We start from the raw sequence: 17468 nt of genomic DNA, 5'->3' as shown, positions 1-17468 counted from the left end.
GCATGGACTGGCAAACCTTAGGCAGTACGCCGTTTCTGCCGCCGTTGTATTGGCGAGCGGCGCTCAAGCGCAAGATCACCGGCAACACGCTGCCCGAGCAAGGGTTGCGCTGCCGGGTGAGCGTCGACCCCAAGCAGGTGGCGGCGTACCGCAAAGTCTGCGGGTTTACCGAGAGCCCCCTGCTGCCGGCAACTTATCCGCACATCCTCGCGTTCGGTCTGCAAATGCAGTTGCTCACCGACAAAAAGTTTCCCTTCCCGCTGCTGGGGTTGATTCACCTGAGCAACCGCATCCGCATCCATCGCCCGCTGGGCGGTGTCAGCGAATTGTCCATCGGCGTGCACACGCAGAACCTCAAGCCCCACCCAAAGGGCGCGACCTTTGAAGTGGTCACCACGGTTGAAGACTCTCTCGGCCTGCTGTGGGAAGCCGAGAGCCGTATGCTGTGCCGGGGTGTAAAGCTCGAAGGCGAAGCGACCGATGATGCCCGTCCCAGCCCCGCCGAGATCAGCGAATTGACTCGCTGGAAGGCCCCAGCCGATATCGGCCGCCGCTACGCGAGAGTGTCCGGCGACTACAACCCGATCCACCTCAGCGCCCTGACCGCCAGACTGTTCGGCTTCCCCCAGGCCATCGCCCACGGACTGTGGAACAAGGCGCACACCCTCGCCGCCTTGGGCGAACACTTGCCGGCCGCCAATATCGAAATAGACGTCGAATTCAGGAAACCGGTGCGCCTGCCCAGTGAGGTGACATTGCTGGCCAGCGCCGCCGGCTCCAGCGGAGAGCTGTTATTGAAAGGGGCCGGCGATATTGAGCACATGGTAGGCACATGGCAACCGATAGCAGCGCTTGCCGCCCCTGAAGCGGGCGCGGACTGATTGTCAGCGTGGGGGATAGCTGGAGAGAATGTGGGTCACCGTCGTGCGGATCGCGTTATTACGATCCTGCGGGTTCGGCGTGCTGCTCATCATCTGTTCATCACTGCCACGCCACACCAGCTTGCCGTCCTTGCCGTCGAGCAGGTCGATCTGGAGGGTCGCCACCTTGTAGGTAATGTTGCGGGTTTCGTTGTACATCGGCCCGCCCCAGTAGCCGTTCCATGGGCCGCCCCAGGCACCGCCATAGTTGGTGGTGACTTGTTGCTGGCGGTCTTCGACGATCAGGTAAGCCTGCACGTTCAGGTCAGCCTTGGTGCCGACGGCTGCCGGGCGCAGGCCGCGCTGGTCAAGCTGTTCGCCAACGGCCTGGCGGATGCGTTGTTCGGTGAGGTCGCTCTTGATCCGCGGATCATCGGGGCGGTATTGCAGGGCCGGGTCTTTCCAGGCCCAACTGCGGTAAGCGCCGAAGTCGCGGCTGGCATCAAAATCGTGGTTGACCTGGCTGGTCTGGCAACCGCCCAGCAGCACAACAAAAGCGAGCGTAGCGATGCGACGAAACATGGTTGATCTCCAAAGAACGACCCGGGCTTTAGATGAAAATAGCTGTTAACTCGGAGGATAGGCCGTCATCGCCTTTTGCACGGCCTGGCGCAAGGCATCCGCCCGCTCGCTGAGGCTGCCCTGGCTGCCGGTTTCCGCGCTGGCACTCCACACCGGCTGGCCGCTGCGGGCGTCGAACAGGTTGACACGCACCACCACCACTTGAACTTCATAGGTGCGCACGATCGGCACCGAGTTGTACATGCCGTAGCCAGGACCGTAGCGGTTATAGCCGCCGTATCCGTAGCCATAATCGTCTTGGACTTGCTTGAGGCGCTTCTCCAGACGCACATCGGCGCTCACCAGCAGGTCCGCCGGGCGGTTGTCGTGCAAGGGGCGCAGGCCGCGTTGGTCAAGGGCGCCGCTGACCGCTTCGGCGACTTGCGCCGAATCCGCCCAGGCCGTACCGGCCGGCAACTGGCCGTTGCGCCAGGCCCAATTGCGGTAGGCGCCATAGTCGCGCACCGGCGCCGGGTAGGCGCTGGCATCGAAGGTAGTGGCCGCCTGCGCGGGCGCCGGTGGCATGGGGGCAGAAGCCGCCACATAAGGGTTAGGGCTGGAGCAGGCGCCCAGCCCGAGGGATAACAGGATCAAACAGAGACGACGCATTTCGACCTCCGCAGACTGGGCCGCTTAAACCGGACGGCAGATCCAGTGCAAATAACGCCCAAGTCCGGCAAAGCTTGGGTGACGACGGTGAGCGAGTTCCATCTCAATAAGGTCCGGTAAGTTCGCGCGGGCCTGGAATTCCACCGGCATATAGTCGTGGAATACCCGTACGCCACTTTGGCTTTCGACCTGCCAAAGCCCTTCGAGTTGCGCCGCCAATTCACGCGGGTCGAGGGGCTGTTGCGGGGTCAGGCTCTGCTTTTCGCCGGCCATGTCGTTCTTGCGCATCTTGCGGAAGTGGCCTTTGAGCAGGTTGCGATAAATCAACGCATCGCGATTGTAGAACGCCAGCGACAACCAGCCACCGGGCAGCGTCAGTTGGTGCAGCACCGGCAGGATCGCGTGGGGTTCGGCCAGCCATTCCAGCACGGCATGGCACAGCACCAGGTCGTAGGACTCGGTGAGCTGGCCGAGCAGGTCTTGCCACGGCGCGTGGATAAAAGTGGCGCTCTGTCCGGCTTCGGCGAAGCGTTGGCGCGCGCCTTCGAGCATGGGCTCGGCGGGCTCGGCCAGGGTCACCTGATGGCCGCGTTCGGCCAGCCACAGCGACATATGCCCCAGGCCCGCGCCAATATCCAGCACGCGCAACGGGCGCTCCGGCAGCGCCTCAGCCAGGTCGGCCTGGAGCACCGCCAGGCGAATGGCACCTTTTGCACCGCCGTAGATTTTCTCGGCGAAGCGCGTGGCCAATTGGTCGAAATGCCGGTCACTCATGGGCAAACCGCCGCTCGCTGTCGGCCAGTTTGGCGCGCACCACCTCATTCATATCCAGGCCCAGCTCGCTGCACAGCAACAGCAGGTACAGCACGATATCCCCCACTTCCTGGCCGGCATGGGCGAGTTTGTCGGCGGGCAACTGGCGGGACTGGTCTTCGGTGAGCCATTGGAAGATTTCCACCAGTTCGGCCATTTCCACGCTGGCGGCCATGGCCAGGTTTTTCGGGCTGTGGAATTGCTTCCAGTCATTGGTATCGCGGATGCGGTGCAGGCGTTCGGTGAGGTGTTCGAGGTTCATGCGGGGGCTCCTGAAGGTGTATAGCTTCGGGGGGATGAGCCTTGAAGGCAAGTGAATCACTTGTAGCGATTTAATCGACAACGTTGAATTCGAGCCGGGCAGTCTGGCCTGCTTCGTCGAGAACGCTGAGCTGATAGCGGCCCAAGCGTTCGAAGCTGGCATTGATACTGTCCTGATTGGCGCTATCACCCAGCGGTGCGCCATTGAGGAACCACCAACGCCGACCACTGCCGCCCAGCGCGGAGAGTTTCAGGCGCAGGGTTTGCTGGCTGGCGGCGGGCAGGCGCAGTTGGTCGCCTTCGCGCACGCCGACAATCGACAGCGGCGAAGACGCCGCCAGCGCCGGTGGTGGGCAATCGAGGTCGGCGACGGGAATCCGTGCTTCACGGCGTTCGATCCTCGGTAGCCATGGCTCCAGCGGTGCGGGCCACAGGGCGATGTTCCTGGGCACGGCGCCCGGGCAATGAGCATCCACCCTCAACCCCTTGGCGTTGACCCAGACACTTTCCATCAAGCCGACGCTCAACGGTTGGTCCAGCGCCTGCATGGTCGGCGGCGTGGTGTTGTCCAGGGTCCAGGCAAAGCGCTGGCGGCGGCAATTCGGATCGCTGCGGTTCATGGGCTGGCCCAGCGGCCAACAGATCGCCGCCACGCCGACATTGGCCGGCACCGCTAAAACCTGCGCGCTGATACCGCGCTGGCTGTCGCGATTGGTCAGCACGTCATGCACCTGCAACATCAGCGGCGCCGCCGAGGCCAAGCCAAACTGCCCCGGCACCGGCGTGCCGTCGGGACGGCCGATCCACACACCGATCAAGTAACGCGGCCCCACGCCAATCGCCCAGGCATCGCGAAAACCGTAGCTGGTCCCGGTTTTCCAGGCCAGGACCGGGCGCTGCACCAGCTCGGCGCGCGGGTCACGGTCCGGCCGCGCCTGACCGCTGAGGATGCGCCGCACAATCCAGGCAGCCCCTGGCGACAGCAATGGCCGCTCTCTCAGCGTGTCGTCCGGCTGTAATCGAATCGTTGCGCTCCGGCCGTCACGTGCGAAGGCGCTGTAGCCGCTGACCAGATCCTCCAGCCGGCTGCCCGCGCCACCGAGGATCAGCGCCAAGCTGGGTTCGGCCAACGCCGGCAAGGCCAACGGCACGCCGCCGATACGCATCTGCGCGGCAAATCGCTTGGGCCCGTAGGCTTCCAACAGTTGCACCGCCGGCAGGTTCAGCGAACTGGACAGCGCCGTGCTCGCCGGCACCGCGCCGGTAAAGCCCATGGAAAAGTTACCCGGCCGATAATCGCCATAACGCCGCGGCACATCCTGCAACAGCGACTCAGAGTGAATCAGGCCTTCGTCCAGGGCCATGCCATACAGGAAGGGTTTTAAGGTGGAGCCCGGCGAACGCAGCGCGCTGATCATGTCCACATGGCCAAAGCGCTTGGCGTCATTGATGTCCACCGACCCCAGATAAGCCCGCACGGCCATGCTTTCTTCTTCCACCACCAGGATCGCGGCAGAGGTGTGCTCCGGTAACCGCGCACGCCAGCCCAGCAACAGGTCCTCAAGACGGCGTTGCAGGGTGGCGTCCACGGTTGTGCGGATCAGCGGCGGGCTGTCGGGACGGTTCAAGCGGCGGGCAAGCAGAGGCGCCAGGCTGGGCTCCAGGCGCGGGGCGAGTAGCAACGGTTCTTCGAGGGCTTCATCCACCGCCGACTGCGGCCACACCTGGAACTCGGCGAGGCGGCGCAACACTTTGTCGCGGGCTTCCTGGGCGCGCTGGGGGTGGCGATCCGGGCGCAGGCGGCTCGGCGCCTGGGGCAATACCGCGAGCAAGGCCGCTTCGGCGTGGGTCAACTGAGCCGGGGACTTGCCCAGGTACGCCCAACTGGCGGCCGCCACGCCCTGCAACGTGCCGCCAAACGGCGCGCGGTTCAGGTACAGGGTGAGAATCTGTTCCTTGGACAGGTGCCACTCCAACTGCGCCGTGCGCCACAGTTGGCGCAACTTGCCGTGGAAGGTCCGCGAGTGCGGGTCAAGCAGGCGCGCCACCTGCATCGACAACGTACTGCCACCCGACACCACCCGCGCTCCCGTCAGGTTCTGCCACGTCGCCCGCACCAGCGCGAACGGGTTAACACCGGGGTGCTGGTAGAACCAACGGTCTTCGTAGGTGAGCAGTGCATCGAGGTAATACGGCGACACTTCGCGGGTTTGCACCGGGTAACGCCACACGCCGTTGGCATCGGCAAACCGCCACAACGGCGTGCCATCCTCGGCCAGCACCACCCGCGCCAGGTCATCCTGGGGCAACGGCAACGGCCAGATACGATCGGCCAGCCACAGCAGGGCAATCATCAAGACCAGGCTCGCCAGGCTCCAGCGGACAAGTAAACGCAAATTCAAGCGGCGAAACCTCTATGCTTCAAGGGAACTCGCCTTGTGGATAAACGACCAAAGGCTCAGTGCTGGCAATTTCGTCCACTCTTTCATCGAGACACACCTATGCAAGTAGACTTTTTCGGATGGTTGGGTCACACACTCGGTCTGATCATCCACTACATCGTCGAGTTCTTCAGCGGGCTGTTCAATATGCTCTCCAACGCTGGCGGCGACTTTGTCGGTGGCATGTCCCGAGCACTGGGCATGGACACCTCGATCATCAGCATCATCACCCTGATCGTCGGCCTGCTGTTTCTGTATTCGGCGGTACGCGCCTTCATGCGCGCCTCGATCATCATCGGGGTGATCTGGCTGATGCTTGGCTTGTGGCTGCTCAGTTGGGTCGTCCACTAAGCCTGAGAATGTCATCAATACCCTGTGGGAGGGGGCTTGCTCCCGATAGCAGTGTTTCAGTCAATGCATCTGGCAACTGACCCACCGCTATCGGGAGCAAGCCCCCTCCCACATTAGCTCCAATTCCAAGTTCAGAAATCAGCGCCCCTTGATCACCAGGTCCGCCGGCGTCTCCCCCACCGCCTGCCAGTTCGGCCGGTACATCGACTCCACCTGCGGCGGCGGCACGCGGTAAGTGCCCGGTGTCACTGCGCGCGCCAGGTACAGCAAGTGCGTGGTGCCCTCGCCATCCAGGTTCATCGCCGCCACATATCGGTCATCCCTGAACTCCTGATGCTTGAGCGACGCGTTCTGCATCGACTCGCGCCACTCTTTCACCTGGCTGCTGGCGTTTTCCAGGCTGGCAGCACTCTGGGCCAGGTTCTGGTTTTCCAGCTCCAGGCCCGCAGGCAACAGGTCCACCACCAGGGCGTCCGGCACGCGCTGCCTGGCGCTCACCGCCAGGTGCACCAGCACCAGGTCGCCGCTATTGAGGTTGCGCAGGTTCAGCGGCTGGCCATTCATGCCCAGGTATTCACGACGGATGCTCAGGTTGTCGCCACCCGGTGCCGGTGGCACCTGTGGATAACCCGAGATCGTCAGTTGCTGGTAGACCGGCACCTCGCCCTGATTGGTCAGGCTCAGATCGCCAGCAAGCAGCTTGCCTTCCAAGGCCAGCGTCGACTGTTGATTGTTCAGCTCATGCGCCCCGCCGCTGCCATTGAGCAACACCTTCCAGGCCGACTCGGGCTGGGCGAACCCCAGGCGCCCGGCCAGGAACAGCGAATTGCGCTCCTGGGTCGACAGATACGGGCTGGCCGCCAATTGGTCCGACAGGGTAAACAAACGCTCCTCACGCTTGCCCTTGGCCAAGTCATTCTCTTCCAGCAATGCCAGGATCATCGCCTGGTCGCGCAGCGGGCTGCCGTAGTCGGCCAACCATTCCTTGGCGCTGCGTTGCGCCGCCAGGCCGGCCAGCAAGGCTTGATCCGCGCGCGGCTGGTCACCCATCTTCTGCAGGGCGATGGCCAGTTGCACCAACGGCAACCCGGAGCGCGCGTCGCTGCGTCGCTCGAAGATACTGCGCAACGCGCCCAACGGCGCCTGTTGGCTGCGCGCCAATACCATGCCGGCGTAGGCCTGCACGGCAAAGCGCGTGTGGTCGGCGTTGTCGCTGTAGTCGACTTCGATCAGGTTGCGTTCCTGCACATAACGCAGCAGGCGCTCGCTGGCTTTCTTCAACGCTTCGGGCGGTACCGCGAAGCCCTGGTCACGGGCACGCAACAGGAAGTCGGTGACATAGGCCGTCAGCCAATATTCCTCTTCGCCATCCGCGCCCCACAAACCGAAGCTGCCGTTGTAGCGTTGCATGCCCAGCAGGCGCTCGATGCCCAGCTCGATCTTGCGTTTGCGCTCGGCATCCGGCTCGCCCTTGATGCTCAGGCGCTTGAGCAACGCATCGTCGGCGTACAGCGACGGGTACAAACCACTGGCGGTCTGCTCCAGGCACCCATAAGGGTAGGCCTTGAGCGCCGAGATCTGCGCGCCCAGGTTCAACGGCGGCCGGCTCGACAGGCTCACCAGCGCTTCACGCCCGGAGGCATCGAACTGATCAAGTGTGCCGACTGGCAGGCTCCACGGCTCGCTCTTGAGCACCGCGCGGTAATGCTTGAGCAGCGCCGGGTAGGCCGGACGCACACCCAGGGTCCATTCGCGGCTGAACGGCGGCAGGTTCTCACCAGGCAGGTCCAGGCCATTGACCGTGACTTTCACCTTGCCTTGACCCAACCCACCCCAGGCTTTCACCGGGATACGCAGGGTGGTGCGCTGGCCTTGCTTGAGTTCGACGGTTTGAGCGCCGCTGTTGACCAACTCCAACTGCCCTTCGGCACTCAGTTGCACATCGAGTTTCTGCGCCTTGCCCGACAGGTTGGACAGGTCCAGGGCCAGCGTCGTCTGGTCACCGCCGGCGAGGAAGCGCGGCGCCGACAGCTCGGCGATCAGCGGGGCGGCGATCACGGTCTTGCCTTCGGCCATGCCGTAGCGGTCATCGCTCCAGGCCTGGGCCATCAGGCGCAGCTCGCCGTTGAAGTCGGGGATGTTGACGCTGACTTCACCCTCGCCCTGCTCATTCAAGGTCACCGGCGCGCTTTGCAGGGCGACGATAGTCACACTGGTGTCCGGGCGCTTGCCGCCCTTGGCCAGCGCGGCGTCACCCCCAAAGGCCAGGCTGGCCAGGCGGCCCTGCCCGGCCTCGATCAATTGGCCGTAGATGTCGAACTGGTCAACGCCGTAAGCCTTGCGGCCGAACAGGCTGGAGTACGGATCCGGTGTCGGATACTCGGTGATATTGAGGATGCCCACGTCCACCGCCGCCACCAGTACATGCACCTGTTTCGGTACGCTGCCATCGGCATTTTTGGCGGCAATCTTCACCGTCAGCGGTTGTTTGGGGCGCATTTTTTCCGGCGCGGTGAGGGTCACGCCAAGCTTGCGCTGGGTGCGATCCAGCGGCAGATGCAGCAGGCCTACCGCGCGTTTAGGGGTGATATTGGCTTTGCGCTCGCCTGGGCGAATCACCAGGGCGCTGACGTAGAGGTCATGGCGCGACCATTTCGGGTCGAGCTTCACGGCAAAACTCTTGCCCTCGGCCGGCACGTCGATTTCCTGCCACCACAGCGGCCCTTCGGCGGATTCCACCAGCAGGTAGCCTTTACCGGCAGCCGGCGGCGTAACCGTGACGTTAGCGGTATCGCCGTCGCCGTACGCGGGCTTATCCAGCGCCAGCTTGACCTGATCGGGCCGCACGGCGCCGCCTTCGGTGTTGTCCTGGGCCTGGTAGCCGGCCCAGAAACGCAGGCTGCTGACCAGGCCGGTCTGCGGGTCTTCGACCTCGACGCGGTACGGGCCCCACTCCACCTGGAAGCTGACCTTGGCGGTATCGCCAGCCTTGATGTTCAGGGTCTGTTCGTCGAGGTTGAGGAATTTCTCGTTGTAGTGATAGCTCCAGCCATCGCTGTCCGAGTAGTTCCAGTAGTAGTCACGGCGCTCGCGCACCAGGCGGACCTTGAGGTTTGGCGCAGCGAGTTTCTGCCCGTCCTGGTTGGCCACCAGCACTTCAAACTCCGCCGGGCCATCACCGTTGGTTTCCTTGCCGTCAAACAGCCCACGCAGGCCCGGCAGTTGCTCGGCCGGCCAGATCGGCTGCACCAGCCGCCGGGTGATCGGCCGCCCGCCGGACTCTTGCAGACTGGCCTGCACGATCAGTTGCAGAGGGGATTTCGCGTCGGCCCATTTGCTTTCCAGGGTCAGTTCTTCCTGGCCCTTGGCGTCGAGCACACTTTCGTCCAGCTCGAAATCCTGGCTCAGCTCTTCTTCGGTGACGGAGCCGAATTGATAGCCCGGCAGCCCCTTGACCGCTTCGCGCAACGGTCGCACATAGACTTGCCCGCTGACGCGGTTGCCCGACGCCGGCGCACCATAGAGGTAGCGACCATTGACCTTAATCACCGGGTTATCCGCCGGGCTCAATGCCGTGTCGCTGCCCTTGAGTTCCAGCGCCAGGCGCTCGGGCAGGAAGTCTTCGACGAGGAACTCATACAGCTGCGGCTTGCCATCGCCCAGGTCGAACACCAACTGCCAGCGCCCGGTCGGGGCTTCGCCGGCCAGTTGCAGTTGATATTGGTAGAGGCCCGAGGCATCGGCATCCCATACAAACTTGCGGCTCACCTGTTCATCCGGGCGACGCACTTCGACGCTCACCGGTTGCGGCTTGACGGCGTTGCCGTCCTTGTCGCGCAGCAGGGCGTTGAGCAGCACGGTTTCGCCGGGGCGATACAGGTCGCGCGGGCCGAACACAAAGAACTGCAGGGGGTGCGAAGGTTGGCCGCCAATGTCGAACTCCGCCAGATCCAGCGCGGCGCTGTCCAGGCGTAGCATACTGGTCTGCTCGCCCTGTTTGGCCAGCAGCACCTGGGCCTTTTTCGGCAGCGGCAACTCTGCGTGACCGCCCTTCTCGGTCTTGCCCTGGCCCAGCACGCGGCCGTCGGCGTCAAGCACTTCCAGGTCGACACCATCCAAGGCCTTGCCACCTTCCAGCGCCTGGGTAAACACATCCAGGCGATTGGCGTAGCGGTGCACCGAAAGGCCGATATCGCTCAAGGTAAACAGCGTGGCCGGTTGCGAATAGTTGTAGGTGCCCGAAGCGCGCATCACCGCCAGGTACACGCCCGGCTGCTGCAATTGCTTGAGGCCGGCGATCGGCAGTAACAGCGTCTCGCGGGTATTGCGCGCCGGATTCAGGTCGAAACGGCCGCCGTAGACCAGGTCGGCCAGCGGCAGCAATTCACGGGATTCATAACTTTGCAGGCTGGTGTTGCGCCCCCACTGCGCCAGGAACGACGGCAGGGATTCGGGCTTGATCCGGAAGAATTCAACGTCGATCTTGTCGACGTTCAGCGCGATCACCGGCAGGCCTTCGGCCAGGCGCGTCGGCAACAGCGTGCCACGGCTGGCGAAGCCGACGGTGGCTTGCAGGTCGCGGGTTTCCAGGCGCGCAATGTACTCGGCGGCGAGCGTGTTGTCGTTGACCGCCTTCACCCCGGCATCCACCGTCAGCACCAGTTTGCGCTGGGGCTCCAGGTGGCGCAGGCGCAGTTCCATCAGGTTATCGGACAGCTCCCAGGCGCCATCGACCTTGCCGGACTTGCTGTCGACCAGATGGAGTTTGTCGGCAAACTTCTGCTCCGGATCCAACGGAATGGAAAAACTCACCGACAAGGTGCTGGCCCCGTCCAACTGCACCTCGGACACGTCCACCACACTCAACTCACGCCCGGCATAACGCTGCTTCAACGCCGCCACATCCACCGCCGCCTTGGCCGGTTTCGGCGCTGCCGCCACAGTGGGCGCAGATGGTGCAGCCGGTTTATCGGAAGAATCGCAGGCGCTCAGCAGGGCCAGCGCACAGGCCAGGAACAGTCCTTTGTTAAGCATGGGGCACTCGTAGTCAGAGGGAACCGAGGGGTGAACTATATATCAGCGTCGGCGAAGCCGATGTGGCGCTGGTCACATTGACCGACGGAGGGTGGTTTGGTTCTTAATCAGCTCATGCCAAGCCCCTCCCACATTGGCTCTGCGCCATGGTTGGGGGCCAGTTACAATGCCCCTCCCCCAAGGAGCCTGCATGTCCACCTTACTGACCGACTGGCGCGACCGCCCTACTCATCGCCGTGTATGGGCGTTGGCTGCGCCGATGATTCTTTCGAACATCTCCGTGCCGTTGGTCGCACTGGTCGACAGCATGGTCATCGGCCACCTGCCCCATGCCCACCAACTGGGCGCCGTGGCCGTCGGCGCCAGCCTCTATACCTTTCTCGCCTGGGCCATGGGCTTCCTGCGCATGGGTTCCACGGGCTTCGCGGCCCAAGCCGCCGGGCGCAATGATGGCGCGGCACTCCGACAAATCCTGCTGCAAGGCCTGTTGCTGGCGCTGGGGTTGGCGATGTTGCTGGGCACCGTCGGCATTCCGCTGAGCCATTTGGCCCTGGAGTGGATGCAGCCCTCCCCCGAGCTTAACCAACTGACCCGCGAGTTCTTCCACACCCGCCTGTTCGGCCTGCCTGCCGCGCTGGCCAGTTACGCGCTGGTGGGCTGGTTCCTCGGCACGCAAAACGCCCGCGCGCCGCTGGCAATTCTGCTAACCACCAACCTGGTGAATATTGCCCTCAACCTGTGGTTCGTGCTCGGGCTGGACTGGGGAGTGGTCGGCTCCGCCCGTGCGTCGGTGACCGCCGAGTGGACCGGCGCCTTGCTCGGCCTGGCCCTCACGCAAAAAGCCCTGCGCGCCTACCCCGGCCATATCGCCTGGGCCGCCTTGAAGCGCTGGGAAAGCTGGCGCCCGTTGCTGGCGGTAAACCGCGACATTTTTATCCGCAGCCTGGCGTTGCAGTCGGTGTTTTTCATGATCACGGTGCAAGGCGCACGCCTGGGCGATGCCACCGTGGCTGCCAACGCGCTGCTGCTCAACGGCCTGCTGCTCACCGCCCATGCCCTGGACGGTTTGGCCCACGCGGTGGAAGCCCTGTGCGGCCATGCCATCGGCGCTCGTGATCGCCAATCGTTGCGGCGCTCACTGGTGGTTGCTGGCGGCTGGTCACTGATCGCCAGCGTCGGCTTTGCCCTGCTGTTCACCCTCGCCGGCCACCTGTTTATCGCCATGCAAACCGACATCCCCAACGTGCGCGAAACCGCCGACATCTACTTGCCGTACCTGGCGGTACTGCCATTGATTGCGGTGTGGAGCTATTTGTTGGATGGGCTGTTTATCGGCGCAACGCGGGCGCGGGAGATGCGCAACGGGATGCTGCTGACGCTGCTGCTAACACTGCCCGTCGCCTGGGCATTGCAGGGCCAGGGCAATCACGGACTGTGGATAACCTTCCTGCTGTTCATGGCGCTGCGCAGCCTGACCCTGGGAGTCATCGCTTGGCAGCTCAAGCAGCGGGGTGAATGGTTCGGCCCCAGCGCTCACTGAATCTACCTGTTAGTTCTGACAGGTTACAAAGCGGCACTCCAGGCGTTGAATGGCCGTGGGTAAACCCCATTCCCTACATTCAAGGAGAGTCGGATATGAACATCAAAAAAACGCTGTGGGTCACCGCCGCTTGCACACTGGCAACCATCGCCGGATGCACCAATGGGCAAGGGCCGACCACGGTCGCGGGCACATTGCGGGTCACAAACAGCAGCCAGTCCAACCTGACGGTGATCCAAGGGACCGAATTTCATCCCCTCGCTCCAAACGCGCAGATTGAACTGCCCATCAGCAGCAGAAGTGTCACGCTGGCGCGTACCAGCGGCAATGCTGACAAGATTGACCGGGTTGCCCTTGAGTTCAACCCAGGTCAATGCTCGGTCAATCTGTGCTTGGTAGCGCACTGACCCGCAGTAAGCCCTGCGCGTCGTTCAACCAGTGTCAGGAAGACAGGTAGGAAGACCGCGTCAGCCCCAGGCGCAATGCATCCAGAAACTGCGTCCGCTCGCTGGCACTGATCTTCGCACTGGCACACTTGTCACGGTAGTGGGTCATCAACTCCTCCGGCGACAAGTGCACATAGCGCAGCATGTCTTCGATGGTGTCGTGGGTCTCGATACCGGCGCTGTACACCGAACCGTCTTCGCGCTGGTAGATGTTCACCGAGTCGGTGTCACCGAACAGGTTGTGCATGTCGCCGAGGATTTCCTGGTAAGCGCCGACCAGGAAGATACCCAGCAGGTAGTCTTCACCGTCGTTCAAGGCGTGGACCGGCAAGCTGGTCTCGATGCTCTGCTCGTCGACGTATTGCTTGATCTTGCCGTCGGAGTCGCAGGTCAGGTCTTGCAGCACGGCGCGGCGCAGCGGCTCTTCGTCGAGGCGGTGCAGCGGCAGGATCGGCAGTACCTGGCCGATGGCCCAGGTATCCGGCAGGCTCTGGAACACCGAGAAGTTGCAGATGTACTTGTCGGCCAGCTTGTCGTTGAGCTCGTCCAGCACCTGGCGGTGCGAGCGCTGACGGGCTTTGAGCGAGTTATGCAGGCGGCGGCACACGGCGAAGTAGCACTGTTCAGCCAGGGCTTTTTCGGCCAGGGTCAATTTGCCGTCGGCGTACTGGGTGGCCACGTCGCTCATGTAGTGGGTCGCGCGCCAGTAGGTTTCGGTGACCATTTCGATGTCGGTCGGGCCGAGCAGGTCCACCAGCCATTGCACGGTTTCCGGCAGGTTTTCCTTGTTGTCGATGACCGGGATTTCGTCGTTGTGTTTCTCGACGTCAGTCACCTGCACCACCAGCATGGCGTGGTGGGCGGTCAGGGAGCGGCCGCTTTCGGAGAAGATGTTCGGGTGCGGCAGGCTCTGCGCGTCGCAGAATTCCTTGAGCATACCCACGACCACGCCGGCGTAGTCATCCATGTCGTAGTTGATCGAGCTGGCGTTACGCGAGTGAGTCCCGTCGTAGTCCACGCCCAGGCCGCCGCCCACGTCGATGTGGTCTACCGGCAGGCCGAGGTTGCGCAGTTCGCCGTAGTAACGAATGGCTTCCTTGAACCCGTGCTGGTAGTCGGCCAGGTTGGCGATCTGCGAGCCCATGTGGAAGTGCAGCAGGCGGATGCCCTGGTCCAGGCCGGCCGCGCGGAAGCGCTCGACCACCGACAGCAGTTGCGCCGCCGACAAACCGAACTTGGACTTCTCGCCACCGGTGTCCGCCCACTTGCTCGACGCCAGGGACGACAAACGCACGCGCAGGCCAACCTGTGGCTTGACCTTGAGGCTGGCAGCCTCTTCGATCACCAGTTCAACTTCGGATTCTTTCTCGATCACGATAAATACGTTGTGGCCGAGCTTTTGGCCCATCAGCGCCAGGCGGATGAACTCGCGGTCTTTATAACCGTTGCAGACAATGGTGCCGCCCTTCGGCGCCAGGGCCAGCACAGCCAGCAGCTCAGGCTTGGAGCCGGCTTCGAGGCCGATGGACACGTTCTGGGTGGCGATGATGTTCTCGATCACCGCCTCCTGCTGGTTCACCTTGATCGGGTACAGCGCGGTGTACTTGCTCTGGTATTCCAGGCGCTCGATGTTGGCGTCGAAGGCACCGGTCAGTTGGCGTACCCGGTCTTGCAGAATGTCTGGGAAGCGCACCAGCAACGGCAACGACAGGCCGCTCTTGCGCAACTGGTCGACTTGCTCATAGAGGTCGACAGGCGTGCTGTTCGGGCCGTTCGGACGGACTTCAACGCGACCGGCGTCATTGATCGCGAAATACCCGGCCCCCCAATGGCGGATCCCGTAAACACTGCGGCTGTCCGCAACTGTCCATTGGCTGCCATCGTCTTTGCGTGTGCGTCGTACGGACATCGAAGTCCCCTATAAATGAAGGCGAAGGCGCCGCCTCTCGTTCGAGGCTGGCGCAGTCTAAAGAATGAAAATGACGATTTGCCTGTAAGCAAGGTCAGACCTCACTCGCAGGACAGAGTTTAGACACAGGTTGGGAAGAGGCTTTCAGCCGCCGGACTTCTTGGCCTTGTAACCGAGCTTGATCAGCTCGGCCAACAGCAGTTCGACGTGATCACCCTGGATCTCGATGACGCCGTCTTTCAACGCGCCACCGGTGCCACAGCGCTTTTTCAGCGTGGTGGCCAGTTCTTTGAGCGCGTCTTCAGCCAAGGGCACGCCGGTGATGGTGGTCACCGTCTTGCCGCCACGGCCTTTGCTTTCGCGACGCACGCGGGCAATACCGTCGCCTTCGGGAATCAGGGTTTGTTTGCAGGTACACGCATCCACGGGCTGACGACAGTCCGGGCAGTGTCGACCTGCGTCGGTGGAAAATACCAGGCCGCCGAGGGCGGCGAAGGATGCGGCTTTTTTGGCCACCGGCAATCCTCTTGGGAGGACAAAGACTGATCGGCACCCGCAAAGGAGGTCACCGACCGCGAAGCCCCACTCAGGCAGGGGCAGCGCTACCGACCCGCCAAGGCGGTTCGGGTGAAAAGTCGCGCAGTGTAACGGCAAAAAGCTTACTTGCTAAGAGCCAAATGGCGCCAATTTATGCAACTTTAGCGACGTGAGGCCAGATAACGCCGCAGGCCCTCTTGGGCGTCCGGGCAGTAAGGCTTTTGCTGCGCCTCCTGCAGGACAGTTTCGACAGGTAAAAAGCGCGCTTCCATGACTTCTTCAGGCTGCAGGCGCAGGGGTCCGTCCCAGGTCGCCGAGTAGGACTTGCACCAGAGCCGGCTGTTGCCATCTTCGAAGTAGAAATGGTCATGTTCGATCAATTCCACCCCACCAACACCCAGTTCCTCTTCCAGCTCGCGGGCCGCCGACACCGCGTAGGACTCGCCCGCCGCGACCATCCCGCCCGCCGCCGTATCCCAGAAACCCGGGTACAGGGCCTTGCTCAGGGTGCGCCGATGCACGCACAGCTCACCCTTGGAATTGAACAGGAAGATAAACGTGCAACGACCGATCAGGCCGCGCTGGCGCAGGTCGGACCTGACGAGGTGGCCGAGCAGGTTGTCCCGCTCGTCGACCCAGCAGATCAGTTCGGCATCGGAGGCTACGCGGTGCGCAGCCTCCTTTTGAGTCGCGTCCATCATCAACCCTGGTTGAGCAGTTGACGCAAATCGATCACCGCCGCGTTGGCCCGGGAAATGTAGTTGGCCATTACCAGCGAATGGTTAGCCAGCACGCCAAAGCCGCTGCCGTTGAGGATCATCGGGCTCCATACCGGCTCTTGCGAAGCCTCCAGCTCACGAATGATCTGGCGCACGCTGACGGTGGCGTTTTTCTTGGCCAGCACGTCGGCAAAGTCCACTTCGATGGCGCGCAGCAGGTGGGACAGCGCCCAGGCCTGGCCGCGGGCTTCGTAGAACACGTTATCGATCTGCATCCATGGGGTTTCCACCACTTCTTCGTCGACCTGCGGCACTTCACCCGGCGCCAGGGCCTCGGTTTTCAGTGCGGTGTTCAATTTGACCCGGCCTACGCTGGCCGACAGGCGTTGCGACAGCGAACCCAGGCGGGTGGCAACATCGCCCAGCCAGTTGTTCAGGTTGTCGGCGCGGGCATAAAACAAGGCGCCACGCTGATTCGGGTCGGACAGGCGCGCTTCATAGCGGCTCAAGGAGTTGATGCCTTCCTGGTATTCCGACTCACTGGACGGCAGCACCCAGCTCTTATTGTCGAAATTGAAACGCGGCTCGGCCTTGGCCAGATCAGCGTCTTCGGCCGACTGCGACTGGGAGCGGGCGAAGTCTTTACGCAGGGCGCGGGTCAGGTCGCGCACCTGCACCAGCACGCCGTACTCCCAGCTGGGCATGTTGTCCATCCACAGGCCCGGCGGGAAACGGTCGTTGGAAATATAGCCACCGGGCTTGTTCAGCAACGTGCCGACCACGGTCTTGAGGGTTTCGACGGTGGTATAGCCCACCACCATCTGCTTGCCTTCCTTCTCGGCCGCGATTTGCGCGTTTTGCTGGACCGGGAACAGCGCCGGCTCTTCGCTCCAGTACCAACCCAGGGCGCCGGTGACCAATAGATACAGGCCGAGCACGCTGAGCACGGCGCGGCTCATCAGCAGGGTACGAAAATAGCTGCGGTTGGCCGACTTGGGCTCAGGGGCGGGGCCTTTGGCACTGCCCGCACGGTTTTTCCAGTCCAGCATGGCGATATCCTTTCAATCACTTGAGTTCATGCACTTGAATTGAGGGCGTGCGTTCAAACACTCCGACCACAACCCTACCCCATCGTGCCCGCCCATGCGGGGCTTTTCACCAAACGGCGTAGGGGAAGCGTTCGACTATAAAGGATGCACGCTGTTTAAGCTGCGCGACCACCAGGTCATCAACTGAATATCAGTGACACGCAGTTAATTGACATATGACACTCATCCCACTGAAAAGAGGTGCTAGCATAGAGCCATCAGTTCGACCTCAGCATCCA

General features: G+C 62.8%; 14 protein-coding genes. 4 read left to right on the top strand and 10 right to left on the bottom strand.

Annotated elements, in window-relative coordinates; all coding sequences use genetic code 11:
- Positions 1-2 precede the first annotated feature (2 nt).
- Entirely contained in the window at positions 3-881 is an 879-nt protein-coding gene (locus tag AB1462_RS04540; protein WP_145336093.1) for a MaoC/PaaZ C-terminal domain-containing protein, read from the top strand.
- A gap of 3 nt (positions 882-884) precedes the next feature.
- On the opposite strand, the gene AB1462_RS04535 is transcribed toward AB1462_RS04540, so the two are convergent.
- The 5 genes from AB1462_RS04535 to pbpC all read right to left on the bottom strand — a co-directional run bounded on the left by AB1462_RS04535 (position 885) and on the right by pbpC (position 5566).
- On the bottom strand, positions 885-1442 hold the full coding sequence (locus tag AB1462_RS04535) for a DUF4136 domain-containing protein (RefSeq protein ID WP_090400788.1): 558 nt from the start codon (positions 1440-1442) through the stop codon (positions 885-887).
- Between the two features lie 45 nt (positions 1443-1487).
- Complete coding sequence (locus AB1462_RS04530) at positions 1488-2090, bottom strand: DUF4136 domain-containing protein (RefSeq protein WP_027607983.1); 603 nt, start codon at positions 2088-2090, stop codon at positions 1488-1490.
- Positions 2091-2114: 24 nt separating this feature from the next.
- Positions 2115-2864, bottom strand: coding sequence for a methyltransferase domain-containing protein (locus AB1462_RS04525; RefSeq protein WP_090400789.1), 750 nt, complete (start codon positions 2862-2864; stop codon positions 2115-2117).
- Entirely contained in the window at positions 2857-3165 is a 309-nt protein-coding gene (locus AB1462_RS04520) for a MazG-like family protein (RefSeq protein ID WP_003188211.1), read from the bottom strand. The genes AB1462_RS04525 and AB1462_RS04520 overlap by 8 nt, the downstream gene beginning before the upstream one ends.
- 70 nt (positions 3166-3235) lie before the next feature.
- On the bottom strand, positions 3236-5566 hold the full coding sequence (pbpC, locus tag AB1462_RS04515) for a peptidoglycan glycosyltransferase PbpC (protein WP_367246252.1): 2331 nt from the start codon (positions 5564-5566) through the stop codon (positions 3236-3238).
- Positions 5567-5665: 99 nt separating this feature from the next.
- Between pbpC and AB1462_RS04510 the strand changes: the two genes are divergently transcribed.
- A complete protein-coding gene (locus AB1462_RS04510) occupies positions 5666-5956 on the top strand; it encodes a hypothetical protein (RefSeq protein WP_065940946.1) in 291 nt (96 codons plus the stop codon).
- Between the two features lie 138 nt (positions 5957-6094).
- On the opposite strand, the gene AB1462_RS04505 is transcribed toward AB1462_RS04510, so the two are convergent.
- Positions 6095-10990 (bottom strand): alpha-2-macroglobulin, encoded by a 4896-nt coding sequence (locus tag AB1462_RS04505; RefSeq protein ID WP_367246251.1) that lies wholly within the window; start codon positions 10988-10990, stop codon positions 6095-6097.
- Between the two features lie 190 nt (positions 10991-11180).
- Here AB1462_RS04505 and AB1462_RS04500 point away from each other — a divergent pair, with 190 nt between their 5' ends.
- Both AB1462_RS04500 and AB1462_RS04495 read left to right on the top strand, forming a co-directional pair.
- Positions 11181-12530 carry an MATE family efflux transporter gene (locus AB1462_RS04500; protein WP_367246250.1) on the top strand — a complete coding sequence of 450 codons (1350 nt, stop codon included), beginning with the start codon at positions 11181-11183 and terminating at the stop codon, positions 12528-12530.
- A 95-nt stretch (positions 12531-12625) separates the two neighbouring features.
- Positions 12626-12937: a hypothetical protein gene (locus tag AB1462_RS04495; RefSeq protein ID WP_367246249.1), complete on the top strand. Its 312-nt coding sequence runs from the start codon at positions 12626-12628 to the stop codon at positions 12935-12937.
- A 34-nt stretch (positions 12938-12971) separates the two neighbouring features.
- Here the strand turns inward: AB1462_RS04495 and speA are convergent, their stop codons facing one another.
- The 4 genes from speA to AB1462_RS04475 all read right to left on the bottom strand — a co-directional run bounded on the left by speA (position 12972) and on the right by AB1462_RS04475 (position 17190).
- Entirely contained in the window at positions 12972-14885 is a 1914-nt protein-coding gene (speA, locus tag AB1462_RS04490) for an arginine decarboxylase (RefSeq protein ID WP_259194428.1), read from the bottom strand.
- 144 nt (positions 14886-15029) lie between these two features.
- The gene (locus tag AB1462_RS04485) at positions 15030-15401 is read right to left on the bottom strand and encodes a translation initiation factor Sui1 (protein WP_017849660.1); all 372 of its coding nucleotides are present in this window, start codon (positions 15399-15401) and stop codon (positions 15030-15032) included.
- Between the two features lie 182 nt (positions 15402-15583).
- On the bottom strand, positions 15584-16120 hold the full coding sequence (locus AB1462_RS04480) for an NUDIX hydrolase (RefSeq protein ID WP_090400796.1): 537 nt from the start codon (positions 16118-16120) through the stop codon (positions 15584-15586).
- 2 nt (positions 16121-16122) lie between these two features.
- The gene (locus AB1462_RS04475) at positions 16123-17190 is read right to left on the bottom strand and encodes a DUF2333 family protein (RefSeq protein WP_090400797.1); all 1068 of its coding nucleotides are present in this window, start codon (positions 17188-17190) and stop codon (positions 16123-16125) included.
- Positions 17191-17468: the final 278 nt, after the last annotated feature.

Source organism: Pseudomonas sp. SB113 (assembly GCF_040754745.1).
GTDB classification, from domain to species: domain Bacteria; phylum Pseudomonadota; class Gammaproteobacteria; order Pseudomonadales; family Pseudomonadaceae; genus Aquipseudomonas; species Aquipseudomonas grimontii.
Note: the sequence above shows the minus strand (reverse complement) of the source record. Positions and strands in the feature narration are given on the sequence as shown.

What these genes read in the sequence shown, in the direction of transcription:
- AB1462_RS04540 (WP_145336093.1), top strand. Translation starts at nt 3, where the DNA reads ATGGACTGGCAAACCTTAGGCAGTACGCCGTTTCTGCCGCCGTTGTAT.
- AB1462_RS04535 (WP_090400788.1), bottom strand. Translation starts at nt 1,442, where the DNA reads ATGTTTCGTCGCATCGCTACGCTCGCTTTTGTTGTGCTGCTGGGCGGT.
- AB1462_RS04530 (WP_027607983.1), bottom strand. Translation starts at nt 2,090, where the DNA reads ATGCGTCGTCTCTGTTTGATCCTGTTATCCCTCGGGCTGGGCGCCTGC.
- AB1462_RS04525 (WP_090400789.1), bottom strand. Translation starts at nt 2,864, where the DNA reads ATGAGTGACCGGCATTTCGACCAATTGGCCACGCGCTTCGCCGAGAAA.
- AB1462_RS04520 (WP_003188211.1), bottom strand. Translation starts at nt 3,165, where the DNA reads ATGAACCTCGAACACCTCACCGAACGCCTGCACCGCATCCGCGATACC.
- AB1462_RS04510 (WP_065940946.1), top strand. Translation starts at nt 5,666, where the DNA reads ATGCAAGTAGACTTTTTCGGATGGTTGGGTCACACACTCGGTCTGATC.
- AB1462_RS04505 (WP_367246251.1), bottom strand. Translation starts at nt 10,990, where the DNA reads ATGCTTAACAAAGGACTGTTCCTGGCCTGTGCGCTGGCCCTGCTGAGC.
- AB1462_RS04500 (WP_367246250.1), top strand. Translation starts at nt 11,181, where the DNA reads ATGTCCACCTTACTGACCGACTGGCGCGACCGCCCTACTCATCGCCGT.
- AB1462_RS04495 (WP_367246249.1), top strand. Translation starts at nt 12,626, where the DNA reads ATGAACATCAAAAAAACGCTGTGGGTCACCGCCGCTTGCACACTGGCA.
- speA (WP_259194428.1), bottom strand. Translation starts at nt 14,885, where the DNA reads ATGTCCGTACGACGCACACGCAAAGACGATGGCAGCCAATGGACAGTT.
- AB1462_RS04480 (WP_090400796.1), bottom strand. Translation starts at nt 16,120, where the DNA reads ATGGACGCGACTCAAAAGGAGGCTGCGCACCGCGTAGCCTCCGATGCC.
- AB1462_RS04475 (WP_090400797.1), bottom strand. Translation starts at nt 17,190, where the DNA reads ATGCTGGACTGGAAAAACCGTGCGGGCAGTGCCAAAGGCCCCGCCCCT.